The 17439-nt window shown below is 73.2% G+C and carries 15 protein-coding genes; 7 read left to right on the top strand and 8 right to left on the bottom strand.

What is annotated here, in order from left to right:
- Window positions 1–27 precede the first annotated feature (27 nt).
- On the top strand, window positions 28–294 hold the full coding sequence (locus LHA35_RS20525) for a hypothetical protein (protein ID WP_226611669.1): 267 nt from the start codon (window positions 28–30) through the stop codon (window positions 292–294).
- A gap of 219 nt (window positions 295–513) precedes the next feature.
- Here LHA35_RS20525 and LHA35_RS20520 read toward each other — a convergent pair whose 3' ends face one another.
- Window positions 514–786 carry a hypothetical protein gene (locus LHA35_RS20520; protein WP_226611668.1) on the bottom strand — a complete coding sequence of 91 codons (273 nt, stop codon included), beginning with the start codon at window positions 784–786 and terminating at the stop codon, window positions 514–516.
- 286 nt (window positions 787–1072) lie between these two features.
- Here LHA35_RS20520 and LHA35_RS20515 point away from each other — a divergent pair, with 286 nt between their 5' ends.
- On the top strand, window positions 1073–1849 hold the full coding sequence (locus LHA35_RS20515; RefSeq protein WP_226611666.1) for an enoyl-CoA hydratase: 777 nt from the start codon (window positions 1073–1075) through the stop codon (window positions 1847–1849).
- An 88-nt stretch (window positions 1850–1937) separates the two neighbouring features.
- Here the strand turns inward: LHA35_RS20515 and LHA35_RS20510 are convergent, their stop codons facing one another.
- The 6 genes from LHA35_RS20510 to LHA35_RS20485 form a co-directional block, all read right to left on the bottom strand.
- Window positions 1938–3446, bottom strand: a complete 1509-nt coding sequence (locus LHA35_RS20510) for a GH3 family domain-containing protein (RefSeq protein ID WP_226611664.1) — start codon at window positions 3444–3446, stop codon at window positions 1938–1940.
- The gene (locus LHA35_RS20505) at window positions 3443–5707 is read right to left on the bottom strand and encodes a penicillin acylase family protein (RefSeq protein WP_226611662.1); all 2265 of its coding nucleotides are present in this window, start codon (window positions 5705–5707) and stop codon (window positions 3443–3445) included. The genes LHA35_RS20510 and LHA35_RS20505 overlap by 4 nt, the downstream gene beginning before the upstream one ends.
- Window positions 5708–5885: 178 nt before the next feature.
- Window positions 5886–6263, bottom strand: a complete 378-nt coding sequence (locus LHA35_RS20500) for a response regulator (RefSeq protein WP_226611660.1) — start codon at window positions 6261–6263, stop codon at window positions 5886–5888.
- Complete coding sequence (locus tag LHA35_RS20495) at window positions 6260–7846, bottom strand: sensor histidine kinase (protein WP_226611659.1); 1587 nt, start codon at window positions 7844–7846, stop codon at window positions 6260–6262. Before LHA35_RS20495 ends, LHA35_RS20500 begins: the two co-directional genes overlap by 4 nt.
- 167 nt (window positions 7847–8013) lie before the next feature.
- Complete coding sequence (locus LHA35_RS20490; RefSeq protein WP_226611657.1) at window positions 8014–9690, bottom strand: ABC transporter permease; 1677 nt, start codon at window positions 9688–9690, stop codon at window positions 8014–8016.
- Window positions 9691–9762: 72 nt separating this feature from the next.
- Complete coding sequence (locus tag LHA35_RS20485; protein ID WP_226611655.1) at window positions 9763–10404, bottom strand: flavin reductase family protein; 642 nt, start codon at window positions 10402–10404, stop codon at window positions 9763–9765.
- Between the two features lie 120 nt (window positions 10405–10524).
- Here LHA35_RS20485 and LHA35_RS20480 point away from each other — a divergent pair, with 120 nt between their 5' ends.
- From LHA35_RS20480 to LHA35_RS20465, 4 genes are all read left to right on the top strand, one after another.
- Window positions 10525–12843 (top strand): methyl-accepting chemotaxis protein, encoded by a 2319-nt coding sequence (locus LHA35_RS20480; protein ID WP_226611653.1) that lies wholly within the window; start codon window positions 10525–10527, stop codon window positions 12841–12843.
- 56 nt (window positions 12844–12899) lie between these two features.
- The gene (locus tag LHA35_RS20475; RefSeq protein ID WP_226611646.1) at window positions 12900–13775 is read left to right on the top strand and encodes an MBL fold metallo-hydrolase; all 876 of its coding nucleotides are present in this window, start codon (window positions 12900–12902) and stop codon (window positions 13773–13775) included.
- A gap of 148 nt (window positions 13776–13923) precedes the next feature.
- Window positions 13924–14340, top strand: coding sequence for a Zn-ribbon domain-containing OB-fold protein (locus tag LHA35_RS20470; protein WP_226611645.1), 417 nt, complete (start codon window positions 13924–13926; stop codon window positions 14338–14340).
- A complete protein-coding gene (locus LHA35_RS20465) occupies window positions 14340–15488 on the top strand; it encodes a thiolase C-terminal domain-containing protein (RefSeq protein WP_226611643.1) in 1149 nt (382 codons plus the stop codon). The genes LHA35_RS20470 and LHA35_RS20465 overlap by 1 nt, the downstream gene beginning before the upstream one ends.
- Before the next feature lie 73 nt (window positions 15489–15561).
- Here the strand turns inward: LHA35_RS20465 and LHA35_RS20460 are convergent, their stop codons facing one another.
- Window positions 15562–17247, bottom strand: a complete 1686-nt coding sequence (locus LHA35_RS20460; RefSeq protein WP_226611758.1) for an acyl CoA:acetate/3-ketoacid CoA transferase — start codon at window positions 17245–17247, stop codon at window positions 15562–15564.
- On the opposite strand from LHA35_RS20460, the gene LHA35_RS29015 reads away from it, so the two are divergent.
- On the top strand, window positions 17161–17349 hold the full coding sequence (locus LHA35_RS29015; RefSeq protein WP_226611642.1) for a hypothetical protein: 189 nt from the start codon (window positions 17161–17163) through the stop codon (window positions 17347–17349). The two genes, LHA35_RS20460 and LHA35_RS29015, sit on opposite strands and share 87 nt — an antisense overlap.
- Window positions 17350–17439 lie beyond the last annotated feature (90 nt).

Below are 17439 nucleotides of genomic sequence, written 5' to 3'. Positions count from 1 at the left end.
CTGCGCACCACTCAGGGGAAGAGACCCATGTTCCTGCCGCGCTGCAACCCGCTGGGCCTGCCGGGGCCGCTCTCCATGGCCGGCACCGCCATGGGCGGGATGGCGATGCTCGCCTGTGCCGGCCCCTTCCTCGCCGGCGTGGGCGTGGGGGCCGGGATCGTCGGCGCGGCGGTGCTGGCGCGCAAGGCCATGGACCGCCGCTCCGGCTCCGGCTGGCGCGACGAGCCGATGGACACGATGGCCACCGACCTGCCGGATGAGGGCGAGAGCACCCCGGTCGCCAACCCGCTCTGAGGGGATCCCCCGCCCGGGTGGTGACGCGCCCCGGCGGGATGCCCTTCTGCTGTCCCGCCTGGCCTGATGCCGGGCTGCGCCGACGCGGTGCATCTGCCCCGATGCGGGGGTGCCGTTGAAGCGGCACGGCGCCATGGACGGCACGCGGCGGCCCGGTGTTCCTCCGGCGGTCCAGTCATCCCCTGTGCGATGCGCCGGCGCGGCCGGCCCTCGCCCGCCTTATTCCTCCGGCCTGCCCCGGCCCGCGATCGTCGTGCCGCTTGCATGGCCGGCCCGCAGCGCCTCCCGCGCCCAGCGCGGGGCGGTGGACAGCCAGTCGGGCAGCGCCTCGCCCGCCATGCCGAGGCGGACGCCATGGGTGTAGCAGACGCCCGAGATCGCATCGTCCAGCGGCCGGCCGCGGCGATTCTCCAGCGCCGCCCGCAGCGGCGCGTCGTTGATGCGCCGGCCGGCCGAAGCCGACACCTCCGGCCCTGCCCTTGTTCCGTCCATACCGCTCTCCCTGCCTGCGCCGGACCGAGTCCGGTGCAGGCCGTCCCTTCGATGCTGCCGACTGCCCGCAGGGGCGGGTCACGCTTCCGGGGCGATCCGCCCCGCCGCGTTCCGCCCGCGCAGCGCCAAACTCCGGCCGACCGTTGCGCAGGTCCAATCACGCGGCCCGGCATTCGTCCGTATGTGATACGAGGGCGGGCCGTTCCGGCTCCTCCTCGCCCGCTATCCCGCCCGGCCCCGGCGCGGTAGCCTCCGGCCCATACGCAAAGACAGGGGAGGGGGCGCCATGGCGGGCGAGATCCGCACGGAGATCCACGAGTCGCCGGGGACCGGTCGGGTGGCCTTCGTCACCATCGCGCACGAATCGAAGCTCAACACGCTGAACCCCGACCTGATGCGGGATTTCGCCGCCGCCATGGCCCGGCTCTCCGGGGATGCGGCGCTGCAGGCCGTGGTGCTGACCGGTGCCGGGCCCAAGGCCTTCGTCGGCGGCGCCGACATCACCGTCATGGCCGGCCTGGCGGATGGCGAGGCGGCGCGCGGCTTCATCACCCTGGTGCATGGCTGCTGCCGCGCGATCAGGGACTGCCCGGTGCCGGTGATCGCCCGGATCAATGGCTGGACGCTCGGCGCCGGGCTGGAACTGGCCGCCGCCTGCGATCTCCGCATCGCCGCCGGGCATGCGCAATTCGGCATGCCGGAGGTGCGCGTCGGCATCCCCTCGGTGGTGGAGGCGGCGCTGCTGCCGGGTCTGATCGGCTGGGGCCGCACCCGCCGGCTGCTGCTGCTCGGCGAGACCATCGGCGCGGCCGAGGCGGCCGATTGGGGCCTGGTGGAGCGGGTCGTCCCCGCGGCGGAACTCGATGCCGCCATCGGCGAATGGCTCCGCCATCTCGGCGCCGCGGGCAACCGGGCGCTCCGGCTGCAGAAGCGTCTCATCCGGCAGTGGGAGGACCTGCCGGTGCGGGAGGCGGTGGCGGCCGGCATCCCCGCCTTCGCCACGGCCTGGGAGACGGAGGAGCCGCGCCGGATGCTGGGCGCCTTCGCCAGCCGGCGGCGCTGAAGGCACCTTCGCGTGCCTTCGACCGTGGCGAAGGCAAGTGTCGCGGGAGGCATGGCGCCAGAGGCGCGCGAAGGCCTCGCGCGCGCCTTTACGGTGCGTGCAGGCCCGCCTCCGCCGCCGCGAAGCGCGCCGGGTCGGCCAGCACCCGCGGCACCTTGTGCTGGCCGCCGAGCTTGCCCTGCGCCCGCATCCAGCCGGCGAAGGCGCCCGGCGGCAGCAGCGTGACCTCCGGCGGGTCCATCTGCCCGCCGCGCCGGTGCGCGGCGTAGTCGTCATTCGCCAGGATCAGCGCCGCATCCACCGCCTTGGCCAGGCGCTCCGCCGCGCCCGGGGCGGCCGCGCCCGTCGGCTCCACCAGCCAACGATGGTGCCCACGGGTCGCGCCGAAGACCGGCCCCACCGTGTATTCCGCGACACCGAGGCCGAGCGCCTGCGCCGCTTCCAGCAGCGCCTGCTCGATCTCCTCGCCCGAGAGATGCTCCCCGAAGGCCGAGAGGCTGTAGGAGGTGCGGCCCGTCACCAGCAGCCGCGGCGGCGCGCGGTCCAGGAAGCGCACCGTGTCGCCCAGCACATAGCTCCAGAGTCCGGCGCAGGAGGTGGCGATGACGGCATAGTCGATGCCGGTCTCGATCGTCGCCGCCCAGTGCCGGGTCGGCGCCGGCGATTCCAGCTCCTCGACCGGCACGAATTCCCAGAACACGCCGCGGTCGAGGGTGAGGCGCAGGCCCTCGCCCTCGCCGCGGTCGGCGATGGCGCAGAAACCCTCGCTCGCCGGATAGACCTCCCGCGTCGAGCAGCCCGGCGGCAGGAAGGGAAGCAGCCTCTCGCGGTAGGGCGCCCAGGCCACGCCGCCATGGACCAGCAATTCGAGGCCCGGCAGCGGCGGGGTGCCGTGCCGTGCCGCCAGCCGCTCCAGCAGCACCAGCAGCCAGGAGGGCGTGCCGGAGAGCACCCGGATGGCATCCGGCGGCGTCCGCCCGGCCAGCGCCTCCAGCTTGCGGTCCCAGTCGGCGATCAGCGCCAGGTCGCGCGGCGGGAAGCTCCAGGCCGCGAGGAAGCGCGGCACCTCCGCCGCAGCGATGCCCGAGAGGTCGCCCTGCCGCACGCCCGGGGCGATGCGCTCCAGCGCGGTCGAGCCGCCGAGCATGAAGGACAGCCCGCCGAAGATCCGGCTGCCGGGATGGTGGCGCAGGTGCCAGGCCAGCACGTCCAGCGCCGCGCCGCGATTGGCGCGCACCATCGGCATGGTCACCGGGATGTATTTGGTGGTGCCGGAGGTGGTGCCGGAGGAGAGCGCGACATAGGGCACGCGCCCCGGCCAGGTGACGTTCCGCAGCAGCGGCCAGGCCGGCCGCCACCAGTCCTGCCAGAACTGCTCGTAGCGGCGGAGCGGCACGCGGGCCTGGTAGTCCGCGACGTCGCGGATCGCCGCGAAGCTGTGCGCCAGGCCGAAGCGCGTGCCGGCGGCGCGGCGCAGCAGGCGCCGCAGCAGGGTGCGCTGCGCCGCCGCCGGATCGAGCCGCTGCAGGCGGCGCAGGCGCATGGAGGTCACCGCGCGCAGCAGCGGGGTCGCGTCGAAGGGGACGGCGCGCGTCATGGCCGGAGCACCGTCACGCGCGGGAATTCCGCCGCCACCGTCGCCGGGTGCAGCGGCATGCGGATGCTGCGCCCCTCCCGCCAGAGCGGCACCTGATCGGCGAAGGCGGCGCTGCCCAGCCAGCCATCCTGGCCGCCGAACAGGACGAACCAGTTGGAATCCGGGTCCGCCATGTCCGAGACCTGGCGCGCCATGGAGCCGAAGGTCACCTCATGCGGCCCGGTGACGAGGCCGTGGCCGGACTTCATCGGCGTCTCGCGCGAGCCGCCGACCGGCCAGGTGCCGAGCACGAAGGCCCGCCCGAGCACCGGCAGGTTCACCAGCCAATGCGCCGCGCGCAGCCGGTGGACCTCGCCCCAGTCGCGGTATTGCGTGGCGGCCGGCACGGCCTCCGCCACCGCCCGGCGCAGCACCGCCTCGCGCCGCTCGGGCGGCAGGGCGTCCAGGTCGCGCAGAAGGAAGGTGGTGAGGAAGTTCCAGCCCGTCTCCGGCCCGCGCCCCCCGCCTTCCGGCTGCAGCGCGGGCACGAGGCGGGCGAGGAGCAGCTCGAAGACCAGCGCCGCCCGGCTGGCCTCGGCATAGTCGCCATCCCAGCCACGCAGCGGGGCGAGCAGCCCCGGCTCCGGGGCGCCGCCCGGCAGCGCCTCCAGCCGGCGCAGCAGTCCGGCCGCCAGCGCCGCCGCCTTGGGCGCCACCGTGTCCCGCTGCATCGTGGCGAGATCCGCCGGGGTCAGCTTCGGCCGGGCGAGCGCCAGCGTCCGCAGCCGCGCCACCCTGTCGCCATCCGAGAAGAACCAGCCGAGGGGCGGCGGGTCCTCGGCCCAGAGCGCCGGGTGCTCATTGGCCGAGGCGAGCACGCCCTCGGGCGGGTTCTCCAGCCAGGGCAGGTCGCGCGCATCCCAGAGCCGCCGCCAGGGCGCCGTCGCCGCCGGGTCCTGCGCATCCAGCACCGGATCCGCCTGCGGGAAGCCGGCGCGGGAGGGCAGCACCGCCGCCGTCACCCGCCCGATCGTCCCATGCCGGTCCGCGTACAGCATGTTCTGCGGCGAGACGGCAAACCCGGAAAAACTCTCGCGGAACTCGGCGCCGCTGCGGGCGCGGGCGGCGCGCAGCAGGGCGGTGACCTCGTCGGCCGGCTCATGCCCGGCCCAGCGCAGCGCGATCGCCTCGCCCGGCCGGCCCGGCACCACCGGCGAATCGGTCACCACCGGCCCGTGCGGCGTCAGGCGCACCCGCCGCCGTGCGCTGAACCAGAGGCGCTGGCGGATGGTCACCTCCGTCCCGGAAAAGGCCTCGGGCGGCAGGCGGGAGACGTCGAAGAGATCCGAGGAGGCGGCGCGCAGGTTGGTCCCGCCCCAGGCGACATCCGGGTTCCGCCCGAGCCCGACGATCGGCAGCCCCGGCACCATCATCCCGACCAGGTGGAAGGAAGGCGAGCGCATGCCCACCAGCATCCAGAGATTGGGGAGCGACAGGCCGAGATGCGGGTCGGAGGCCAGCAGGGCGGCGCCCGAGGCGCTGCGGGAGGGGGCGATGGCCACTGCATTGCTGCCGGAGCGCGAGAGGCCCTGCAGCAGCGCGCCGAGCGCCGCCTGCTCGCCATTGGCGGGCATCGTGGTGCCCGCCCCGGCCTCCAGCGTGCGCTGCCAGCGCCGGGCGAAGCCGGGCGTCCCGCGCTCGGCCAGCAGGGAGAACCAGGCAAGCCAGTTGATATCGGTGCCCGCCAGGCGGCCGATCGCCAGCAGGTCGGCGGTGGTCAGGGGCTCCCGCCGCAGGCCGAGCAGGCCGGATTCCGGCGGCCGCGGCCCCCGCAGCAGGGCGTGATTCAGCCCGGCGAGGAAGCTCCCGACGAAGGCGCGCGTCCCGGCCGGCCAGCCGCGCTCGATTGCCGGCGCCGCCCGGCCGAAATCCAGGATGCGCAGGGCATGGTCGATATCCGTGGCGAGGGGGCCGGCAATCTCGGCGAGGCGGCCGCGGGCGACCATGCGCAGCAGGGCGATCTGGGTGCCGCGCAGATGGCCATGCACCAGGCCGAGGGCGAAGGCGAGGTCGGCATCGCTCGCCGCCTCGATCCAGGGGACCAGGTGGTCGTTCCAGCGGATGGTGACCGGCCCGCCGAGCGCCAGCCCGTCGCGTGGCAGCGCCGCCAGACGCCGGTCGATGCCGGTCTGCCGCGGCAGCAGCGCGGCGCAGCCCGGCAGCATGGCCAGGATCGCCAGCAGCAGCGCCGCATGCTGGCCCCATCGGTTCCGTCCTGCCACGCGCCGTTCCTCGCTCCTGCCCTGCCCGTGCCGGCCTCGGCCACCAGGAGGGACAGCGATTCACCTCGCCCGCGTTTCCATGCGGGGCTGATCGCGATCCTGCTTGGGGCGGGCGGGGCGGGTGCAGGGGCCGGGCGCGGCCGGGTCACGGGCCGGCAGGCCGCAAGAGTCCGGGGAGTCAGGCGAGACCGGCCACGGCCTTCAGGGCGGCCACGAGCGGCGCGATCTCGATCGGCTTGGTCAGCAGCCGGAGCGGGGCGGGCCCCTCATGCAGCGCCTCCGGCCCATTCGGCGGCGGGAAGCCGGTCATCACCACCACCGGCAGGTCGGGGCGCTCGGCCCGCAATCGCGCGATCAGCTCCCGCCCGTCCATGCGCGGCATGCGGAGATCGGTCAGCAGCAGGTCGAAGGCGGCGCCGGCCGCGGCCAGTTCGAGCGCCGCCTGACCATCCGCCGCGGTCAGGACGGTGAAGCCGGCATCGGCCAGCCCCTCCGCCAGGACCTCCGCCGCCAGCCATTCATCCTCCGCCATCAGGATCCGCAGGGGCCTGCTCATGCCGCCTGCCCTGCGGCGGTGGCAGCGGCGGCGGGGCCTGGCTCCGCAAGGGGCAGGATCAGGCGGAAGACCGCGCCGGCTTCCGGGCGGCCCTCCGCCCAATTCGCCCAGGCGAGCCGGCCGCCCATGCCGCGGGCAATGCCGACCGCGAGCGGCAGGCCGAGGCCGGTCCCCTGGCCGGGGTCCTTGCTGGTCACGAAGGGTTCCAGCATGCGGGGCGCGATCGCGGTCGGCACGCCGCCGCCGGTGTCCCGCACCGCGATGGTCACGCTGCCCGGCGTGGCGCCGGCGGCGATCGAAACGGCGATCCGGGCGGGCGCCTCGGGTTCCCGCCGCCGCCGCGTCAGCACCGCATCGCGGGCATTCTCCAGCAGGTGCAGCACCGCCTGCTCCAGCTGGGCCGGCCGGCCGCGCACCGGCGCCTCGGCATGCGGCTCCAGCGTCACCTCGATCCGGTCGAGCGCCCAGGCGCGGCGGGCGACCTCGACGGCGGCGGAGACCGCGGTCGCGGCATCGAAGGGCTCGGCATCCGGCGCGCCGTCGCGCGCCAGCTCGCGCATCCGCTCCAGCAGGGCGCCGAGCCGGCGGGTCTGGTCCAGCACCACCTCCATCGCCCGGCGTGGCCGGGCCGCCGCGGCATCCAGCGTGGCACGGGCGCGGTCGGCCCAGAGGCCGATGATATTCACCGGCTGGCTCATCTCATGCGCGACACCGGCGCACATGGCGCCGATGGTGGCACGGCGCGCCGTCTCCACCAGGTCGGCCTGCAGGCGGCGCAGCTCGGTCACGTCCCGCAGGCTGCCGAGCAGCCGCACCGTGCCGTCGGCATCGGCGGGCAGCGGCACCAGCACGGTGTGCCAGTGGCGCTGGCCCTCGGGGCCAGCCGTCGTGCTCTCCCAGTCGCGCGTCCGGCCATCGGCGAGGCAGGCGGCGAATTCGCGCTCCAGCTCCGCCGCCGGCTCGGGCGCCAGCAGCTGGGCGGGGCCGGCGCCCTCGATAGCGTCGCGCGCGGCGCCGAACATGCGGCAGAAGGCGGGGTTCACCGTCTCGAAGGCAAAGCCGCCCGAGGCGGCGCGCACGACGAAGAGGGCATCGCCCAGATGCTCGAAGAAGCCGGCCAGCCGCGCCTCGCTGCTCAGGGCGCGCTGCTCGGCCTCGCGCCGCTCGGCGACCTCCCGGGTCAGGCGCGCATTGGCCTCGGCCAGCGCGGCGGAGGAGGGCCAGGCGAGGACGCGCGGCAGCAGCGGCCAGAGGGCGATGGCGGTGGCGACCGAGACCAGGGCGGTGACCGCCTTGACCGCGCCCTGCAGGCCGTAATCGGGGTTCCAGAGGGTCCAGATGCCCATGAAATGGGTGGCGCCGCAGGCCAGGATGAACAGCGCGAAGAGCTCGATCGCCCAGGGATACATCAGGTCCCGGCGGCGCAGGGCGATGACGAGGAGCACGACCGGGATGGACCAGTAGGCCAGCCCGGTCAGGGCATCGGAGATGACATGCAGCCAGAGGAGTTCGGGCCGCCAGAGCAGGCAGACGCCATGCGGCGCCAGGGCCTCGGTATCGAACAACGCGGCGAGGCTGGGCATCGGCTATGGTCACTCAACGAGCAGGGAGGGCGCCCGGGTGCGCATTGTCCGCGCCCGGCCTTCGACTAATGCAGCATGGGGGCAGGGTGTTGGGAGGCGCCAAGCCCTGCACCCACCTGACTGTGATACAGGCAATATATGCCCCATGATGTAAAATTCGCGCGGGATCAGCTGCGGCGCATCGCCCTGGTCAGTGCGAGCACGGGCAGCAGGCCGGTGGCGACGATCAGCAGCGCCGCGGTGCTGGCCTCGGCCAGGCGCTCGTCCGCGGCCAGGCTGTGGACCCGGACCGCCAGGGTGTCGAAATCGAAGGGCCGGACGATCAGCGTCGCCGGCAATTCCTTCATCGTGTCGACGAAGACCAGCAGGAAGGCGGTCAGCAGGCTGCCGCGCGCGAGCGGCAGCTCGATCCGCCACACCGCCCGGGCGGGCGAGGCGCCCAGCACCCGTGCGGCATGGCGCAGCGACGGCTTCACCTGGGCCAGCCCCGACTCGACCGCCGAGAGGGCGACCGCCAGGAAGCGGACCAGATAGGCGAAGACCAGCGCCGCCATCCCGCCCGAGAGCAGCAGCCCGGTCGAGAGGCCGAGATGCGCCCGCATCCAGGCATCGAGCGCATTGTCGAACAGCCCGAGCGGCACCAGCGTGCCGACCGCGATCACCGAGCCGGGGATGGCATAGCCGAGCCCGGCGACCCGCACCGCGAGGCGCTGCGCCGGCTGCGGATGGAGCCGGGCCGCCCAGACGAGGAAGGCCGCCAGCAGCACCGCCGCCGTCGCCGTGACGCCGGCCAGCACCACGCTGTTGCGCGCGAAGGGCAGGAAGCGCGCCGGCTCCAGCGGATCCCCCACCTGCAGCATCAGGGCGAAGAGCGTCCCGGCCGGCACCAGGAAGCCGAGCGCGACCGGCAGGGCGCAGAGAAGGAAGGCCACCGCCGCCTTCCAGCCCCTGAGCGGCACCGGGTGCAGCGGCGGATGGCGGTTGGTGGTGGGATGGAAGCGCCGGCCACCGCGCGTCATGTGCTCGGCGGCCAGCAGCATGGCGACCAGCGCCATCAGGCAGGCGGCGAGCTGGCTGGCGGCGCCGCGGTCGCCGAGGCCGAACCAGGCCTCGTAGATGCCGGTGGTGAAGGTGCGGACGGCGAAATGCTGCACCGTGCCGAAATCCGCCAGCGTCTCCATCAGCGCCAGGGCGACGCCGCTGACGATGGCCGGACGTGCCATGGGGAGGGCGAGGCGGAAGAAGCAGTTGCCGAGGGAGTGGCCGAGGGTGCGGGAGGCCTCGAGCAGGCAGACGCTCTGCTGCTGGAAGGCGCTGCGGCAGAGCAGGTAGACATAGGGGTAGAGCACCATCGCCAGCATCAGCGCGGCGCCCGGCAGGCTGCGGATCTCGGGAAACCAGTATTGCCCCCAGCGCAGGCCCGTGACGTCGCGGAGGGCGGTCTGCACCGGCCCCGCGACGTCCAGCAGCCAGGTATAGGCATAGCCGCAGACATAGGCCGGCATGGCCATGGGCAGCAGCAGCGCCACCTCCAGCACCCCGCGGCCGGGGAATTTGCAGGCCGAGACCAGCCAGGCGGAGACCGCGCCGGCCGAGGCCGTCATGACGCCCACCAGCAGGAAGAGCAGGACGGAGTTGCCCAGCATTTCCGGCAGGGTGGTGGAGAGGATGTGCCGCCAGACATCGCCCGCCGGCACCGCCGCCGCGACCAGCACGGCGAGCAGCGGCGCGGCGATGAGCGCCGCGAGCGGCAGGGCGAGCCGGCTCCAGCCGGACAGGCGGCGCCGGGGGCGGGCGACGGCCTCCGGCAGGACCACGGCAGGGGCGGAGGGGGCGGCGGTCAAAGGGCGGGGATCATTTGCGAGTGATTCTCAATGACCCTAGCATGCCCGCCGCCGGGTCGGAAGCCGCGGCGGCTATTCCGCCGCCTTCTTCTTCGCCTCCCACTCCGCCACCGTCATCCGCGGCACCTCGAACCGGTCGGTGGTACGGGCATACCAGCCGCGGCCATGCATGCGCCCGACCAGGCCGAGCTTCGGCGTGTCCACATAGCACTTCACCGGGTCCAGCACGCAGTCGTCCTGGATGTGCACCGCGACCACCCGGCCGAGGACGATGGTGTGCCGCCCGGCGGGAATGAGCTGGAAGGTGACGCATTCGAGCGCCACCGGGCTCTCGGCGATGCGGGGCGGCTTCACCTTGGCCGAGGGGGTCTTGGTCAGCCCGGCCTCGGCCAGTTCATCGACGCCCGGCGGGAAATCGATGGCGGTGGCGTTCATGCCGTGGATGGCGCTCTCCGGCACCAGGTTCACCACGAACTCGCCGGTCCTGCGGATATTCTCGGCGGTGTCCTTCAGCGCCCCCTCCGGCCGCGGGCCGGCGCCGAAGCCGACCACCACCGGGTTGTCGGAGAAGGCGTTGAAGAAGGAATAGGGGGCGGCATTGACCACCCCGGCCTCGTCCTGGCTGACCACCCAGGCGATCGGCCGCGGCACGACCGAGGACACGACGAGCTTGTAACAGTCCTGCGGGGCCAGTGTCTCGAAGTCGAACAGCATGGGTGGATCTCCTTTCCCGGGTGCACGGACCCTCGCGCGCCGGCGGGGGGCTGTCGAGGGGCCGTTTGTCGGGGCTTAACCGGGGCGGGCGCAGGCTGAGGGCCAGGGAGGACCCCGACCATGCGCCTGCTACGCGATCTCTCCATCGGCCGAAAACTGGCCGCCAGCGCCACCCTCGCCATCCTGCTGCTCGGCGCCCTGGTGGTGCTGGTGCAGCGCGAACTCGCGGCGGTGCAGGTCCAGCAGGCGGCCGAGCGCCAGGCGGTGGCCGCCGCGCAATCGGCGCAGGAGGCCGCCTTCCAGGTCGGGCGCACCGCCATCGCGCTGCGGGAGGTGATGCTCTCCCAGTCCGTCGATGACAGTGGGCGGCATGGCGCTGCCATGGAGCAGGCGCTGGCCGCCGCCCGGGCCCGGCTGCAGGCGGCGGCCGATGGCACGACCGACCCGGTGGTGGCGGAACGGCTGGCGGAGGCGGACCGGCAACTCGCCGACTATGCCGCCTCGGTGGCCGAGCAGGTGCGGCTGCGGCGCGCGCTGATCGAACTGCGCGACGGGCAGCTCTTTCCCCGGCTCGGCGAATACGACCAGGGCTTCGAGGCGGTGGCCAGCATGATCGAGATCGACGTGCCGGCGGCGCTGCGGGAGGAGGCGCGGCAGCGGCTGCTGGCCTTCCACCAGGCGGTGAACGACGTGCGCATCGGCAGCCAGCGCTACCTGTCCGCCGCGGAGGAAGCGCAGGCGCGGCGGGTCCGGCGGGCGGCGGCGCAGCTGCGCGTGCATGGCCGCGCGCTCGGCTCGGTGGCGGCGGAGGGGGCAGGGGCGGGGGATCTGCGGCGCCTCACCGAACTGGCCGGGACGCTGGCCGAGGCGGCGGTGGAGGTGGTCCGGCTGGCCGAGGCGGCGCAGGCGGCACGCGCCGAGCGCAGCACCCCGGCGCGGGAGCGGCTGGAGGCCGCGCTCGGCGAGGCGCAGGCGCGGCTGGGTGAACTGGCGCGGGCCCGCACCGCGGCGAGCCTGGCGGTGGCGGCAGGCGTGGCGGCGGCCGTGCTCTGGATCGGCGGCGCCATCGCGCTGCTGCTGGTCGGCTCCGGCTGGCTGACCGCGCGGGCGATCGGGACGCCGCTGCGGCGGCTGGCCGGGTCGGTCGTGGCGATCGCGGGCGGCGATGCCGCGACGCCGGTGCCGGAGCGCGACCGGCGCGACGAGATCGGCGCGATCGCGCAGGCGCTGGAGACGCTGCGCGGCACGGTGCAGCGCGCCTTCGCCCAGCAGCAGATGCTGGAGCAGATGCCGGCCGGCCTCATGAGCATCGAACCGCATGGCGATCTCCGCGTGACCTACATGAACCCTGCCATCCAGGCGCTGCTGCGGCGGCTGGAGCCGGCGCTGGCGGTGAAGGCCGATGCCGTGCCCGGCCAGGGCATCGACCTGCTGCACCGGGAACTCGGGCCGCTGCGCGCGCTGCTGTCGGAGCCGGAGCGGCTGCCGCACAAGGCGCGCATCCGGCTCGGGGAGGAGGTGATCGACCTCTCGGTCAGCGCCATCCGCGATGCCGAGGGGCGGCATGTCAGCGCCATGCTGGTCTGGTCCGTGGCCACGGCCCAGGCACGGCTGGCCGACAGTTTCGAAGGCGCGGTGGGCAGCGTGGTGGAGGCGGTGGCGGCGGCGGCTGCGCAGGTGCATGCGGCGGCCGAGGCGCTCTCCGGCACGGCCGCGACCAGCGGGCGGGAGGCCGAGGCGGTGGCCGAGGTGAGCGACCGGGCGGGCGCGGATGTGCAGGCGGTGGCCGCGAGCGCGGAGGAACTGGCGGCGAGCGTCGCCGAGATCACCCGCCAGGTGGCCGATGGTGCCGCCGTCGCGCGCGCCGCGGCGGAGGAGGCGCGGGCGACCGATGGCACGGTGCAGGGCCTGGCCCAGGCGGCGCAGCGGATCGGCGATGTGGTGCGGCTGATCGGTGACATCGCCGGGCAGACCAACCTTCTGGCGCTGAACGCGACGATCGAGGCGGCGCGGGCCGGCGAGGCGGGCAAGGGCTTCGCCGTGGTGGCGAGCGAGGTGAAGACGCTGGCCGGACAGACCGCGAAGGCGACCGAGGAGATCGGCGCGCAGATCGGCGCCATCCAGGCCGCGACCGGGGAGGCCGTGGCGGCGCTGCGCAGCATCGGCGCCACCATCGAGCGGATGAATGAGGTGACCGGCGCCATCGCCGCGGCGGTGGAGGAGCAGGGCAGCGCGACCCGCGAGATCGCCCGCAGCACCGCCCAGGTCGCCGAGGGCACGACGGCGGTGACCACGCGGATCGGCGATGTGCGCCGCGCGGCGCGGGAAACGGGGGAGGCCTCCGCCTCCCTGCTGCAGGCGGCCAACGACCTCACCGGGCATGCCGGCACGCTGCGCAGCCGGGCCGGGGAGTTCCTGGCGACCGTCCGCCGGGGGTAGGCGGGCCGGGCGGCCCTGGCCTAGGCTTCCGCCGAACGGAACGGGGGGAAAGGGCCATGGCGATACCGGAGAGGCAGGTTCCGGCGGTGCATCACCGCCGGATCGGCGACATCACCGTCACGACGGTCAGCGACGGCTATCTCGACGGCTCCATGGCCGTCATCCAGAATATCCCGGAGGCGGAGGCGGCGCAGATGCTGCGCGACGCATACCGTCCGGTGCCGCGCCGGACGGCGGTGAACTGCTTCCTCATCCGCAGCGGCGGCCGCACCGCGCTGATCGATACCGGCTGCGGCAACCACATGGCCCCGACCGGCGGCAAGCTGTTCGAGAACCTCGCCGCTGTCGGGGTTTCGCCGGCCGAGGTGGACACGGTACTGCTGACCCATATGCATCCGGATCATTCGAACGGGCTGGCGGATGCCGGGGGGACGCCCTTCTTCCCGAATGCCGAACTGGTCATGCATGAGGCGGAGCACGCCTTCTGGCATGATGACGCGGCGATGGCGAAGGCCGACGAGATGAGCCGCGAGCGCAATTTCCGGGCCGGCCGCAGCCAGGTGGCGCCCTATCGGGCGCGGACGCGGCTGCACCGGGGCGGGGAGGTGTTCCCGGGCGTCACCGCCATGCCCTTCCCCGGCCACACGCCGGGCCATACCGGCTACATGCTGGCCTCCGGCACGGACAGCCTGCTGATCTGGGGCGACATCATCCATGTGCCGGAGATCCAGATCCCCCGGCCCGAGGTCACCATGGCCTTCGACATCGATCCCGCCCAGGCCGCCGCCACCCGCCGCCGCGTCTTCGACATGGTGGCGAGGGATGGCCAGGCGGTGGCCGGCATGCACATGCATTTTCCCGGCTTCCTCCACCTGGTCCGCCGCGGCGAGGAGTATGTCATGCTCCATGACGGCTGGTATCCGGCGATGTGATGCACGCCCGGGGCGTGACGGCGCGCCCCGGGTGACGCCGGGGGCGCTGTCAACCCGGCATGGCGGCGCGAAGGCGTCCCGCCCCCTCTCGCCCTCCCGCGCGAGGCATGGCAGGCTGCGGGCAAGTCCAACCACGGAGGAAACGGGCATGCTCGCACCCGGCAGGGCGAAGCCGAAACCGACGCCTGAGACCAAGCATTTCTGGGATGGCTGCAAGCAGGGCAAGCTGCTGCTGCAGCGCTGCGGCGATACGGGGAAGGCCTATTTCCCGCCGCGCCCCTTCAGCCCCTATACCGGCACGCGCAACGTCTCGGTCTTCGAGGCCTCGGGCCGCGCCACGCTGCATTCCTACGTCATCCACCACCGGCCGGTGCCCGGCTTCACGCCGCCCTATGCCATCGCGGTCGTCGAGCTGGAGGAAGGCCCGCGCATGATGACCAACATCGTGGAGTGCGAGCAGACGCCGGAGGCGCTGCAGCTCGACATGAGACTGGAGATCGCCTTCACCCCGATGGACGAGGAGATCACGCTTCCCCTCTTCCGTCCCGCCAAGGGAGGCCGCTGATGCTCGGGCGCGGTGAGATCGCCATCGTCGGCGCGGCGGAGACCACGCAGCTCGGCGCCATCCCGGGCATGTCCCAGATCATGCTGCATGCGGATGCGGCGCTGAACGCCATGGCGGATGCGGGGCTCAAGCCCTCCGACATTGACGGCGTGGCCTGCGTCGGCCCGATGATGCCGCAGCAGATCGCGCACTATCTCGGCATCACCCCGAAATGGGTGGACGGCACCGGCGTCGGCGGCTGCTCCTTCATGCTGCATGTCCGGCATGCCGCGGCCGCCATCCATGCCGGCTATGCCAACACCATCCTGATCACCCATGGCGAGAGCGGGAAGTCGCGCATCAACGCGACGCCGCGGCCGCCGGAGCCCGAGAGCCTGAACGGGCAGTTCGAAGCCCCCTTCGGCCCCTTCGGTCCGCCGACGCTCTTCCCCATCCCCGTGCTGCGCTACATGAAGACCCATGGCGTGACGCATGAGGACCTGGCGACGGTCGCGGTGGTGCAGCGGGAATGGGCGGGGAAGAACCCGCGCGCCATGTTCCGCGACCCGATCACGGTCGATGACGTGCTGAACAGCCGGATGATCGCCTATCCCTTCCGCATCCTGCAGTGCTGCCTGGTGACGGATGGCGGCGGCGCGCTGATCCTGACGAAGTCCGACCGGGCGAAGGACTTCCCGACCAGGCCGGTCTACATCCTCGGCACGGGCGAATCGGTCGAGACCAACATGGTCTCGCAGATGGCCGACTTCACGTCCTCCCGCGCCTTCCGCGTGGCGGGGCCGACGGCGATCGAGGCGGCGGGGATCGACCGCAAGGACGTGGATCACCTGATGATCTACGACGCCTTCGCGCATCTGCCGCTCTATGGCCTCGAGGATCTCGGCTTCTGCAAGCCGGGGGAGGCGGCCGGCTTCATCCGGGAGGGCAACACCCGGCCGGGCGGCAAGCTGCCGCTCAACACCAATGGCGGCGGCCTGTCCTACACCCATACCGGCATGTACGGCATGTTCGCCCTGCAGGAGAGCGTGCGGCAGATGCGCGGCACCGCCCCGGCGCAGGTGCCGGGGGCGAAGATCTCCGTCTGCCACGGCGTCGGGGGCATGTTCAGCGCCTCCGGCACCATCGTCTTCTCGAACGAGCGCCCCTGACACGGTGCCGGCGCGGGGGTGACCCCGCGCCGCTGCCCGCAGCCGCCACATCCGCGCATCCGGTCCCGCGGCATCAGCCCGGATCGCCCGCATTCTGCGCAGGGGAGGGGCGATCCGCCCCGTAGCCAGTGTCCGGCCTCTCGGTCCGGTCGGCCTGCCCCGACCCGGCCGCGCCATCCTCCGGGCGGGGGGGGTGGCCGTGCCGGGCCAGGGCGTGCAGATGCCCCTCGGCCTCCGCGCGGTTCTCGTAGATATGCGGCGAGACGCGGCGGCGGCGCAGCGCTTGGCCGAATTTCCGGTGCAGGAAGGCGCTGGTGGTATAGCGGGTGACGCCGGAATAGAAGCGCCGCACCAGGTCGCGCACCATGTCCGTGTAGTCGTCCAGCAGTTCGGGCGCGATGGTGAAGTGGTCATAGTTCACGATGGCCGGCACCTTGCGGCCGAGCGGCGCGAGGCGCTCCTCCACCGCCCGGTGGATGCGTGCGATGTCCTCCCGCCGCCGGACGCCGAAGCCCTCGAAATTGATGAAGAAGACATCCTGCGCCGGGTCGTAGGTCAGCCGCGCCTCCAAGGGCAGGCTCAGCCATTCCTCGCGGTAGCCCATCGGGCCTTCGGCGAAGATGCGCGGGTCCATCGGTGCCGGGTCGCGCGGGATCAGCGGCCGGAAAGCCATCTCGGCCAGGATGTCGCGGTCGATGTCGAGCCCGGTTGCGATCTCGGCCAGTTCCAGTCCCTCCGGCGTCAGCCGGAAGACGCAGCGGTCGGTGACATAGAGCACGGGCTGGCCGCGGCGCGCGGCGAGACGGCCGCTGAAGGTGCGGTGCTCCACGCTGTCCACGAATTTCGGCTCGCCGCGCGCGGCGAAGGTGCCGAGGAAGACGACCTTCTTGGCGTTCTGGCTGATGTTGATGAAGCCGCCGGCGCCGGCGAGGCGTGGGCCGAACTTGCTGACATTGACATTGCCCTCCCGGTCCGCCTGCGCCATGCCGAGGAAGGCCGCGTCCAGCCCGCCGCCATCATAGAAATCGAACTGCGCGGGCTGGTCCACCAGGGCCTCGATATTGCTCGCCGCGCCGAAATCGAGCCCGCCGGCGGGCAGGCCGCCGATGGTGCCGGGCTCGGTGGTGAGCGTGAGGTATTCCAGCATCCGCTCCTCATTGGCGACGCTGGCCACGCTCTCCGGCATGCCGATGCCGAGATTGACCACGCTGTTCGGCCTGAGCTCGAAGACCGCGCGGCGGGCGATGACCTTGCGCGCGCCCATCGGCATCGGCGGCAGGCCGCGCATGGGCACCCGCACCTCGCCGCTGAAAGCCGGGTTGTAGGGGGTGGCGAAGGTCTGCCAGTGGGCCTCGGGCGGGGCGACCACCACGCAATCCACCATGGCGCCGGGGATGCGCACCAGGCGGGCGTTCAGGCTGCCGGCCTCGGCCAGGCGCTCCACCTGCACGATGACGACGCCGCCGGAATTGCGGGCGGCGGTCGCGATCGCCAGCGCCTCCAGCACCAGGGCCTCGCGCTCCATGGTGATGTTGCCCGCGGGGTCGGCGGTGGTGCCGCGCAGGATCGCCACGTCGATCGGCAGGGCACGGTAGAAGAGGTAGTCCTCGCCGCCCAGGGTGAGGGGCTGGACCAGTTCCTCGGTGGTGCGGGCGTTGATCCTGCCGCCGCCATGGCGCGGATCGACGAAGGTGTCGAGGCCGACGCGCGTGATCGTGCCCGGCTTGCCCGCGGCGATGTCGCGGAAGAGATGGGAGATGACGCCCTGCGGCAGGTTGTAGGCCTCGATCCGGTTCTCGAGGGCGAGGCGCTGCAGCTTCGGGCAGAGGCCCTAGACCTTTATTGCCCTGACTGTGCATAGCCGCAGTGTTGGAAGTAGGCGGCGCACTCGCTCGGACTGAAGCGGTCGAGGAGACTGCCGATGGTATCCCAGAGGGTGCCGACGGTCCTG

Origin of the sequence: Roseicella aerolata (assembly GCF_020523605.1) — a bacterium.
Lineage (GTDB): Bacteria > Pseudomonadota > Alphaproteobacteria > Acetobacterales > Acetobacteraceae > Paracraurococcus > Paracraurococcus aerolatus.
This window is presented reverse-complemented; position numbering and strand designations above follow the sequence as displayed.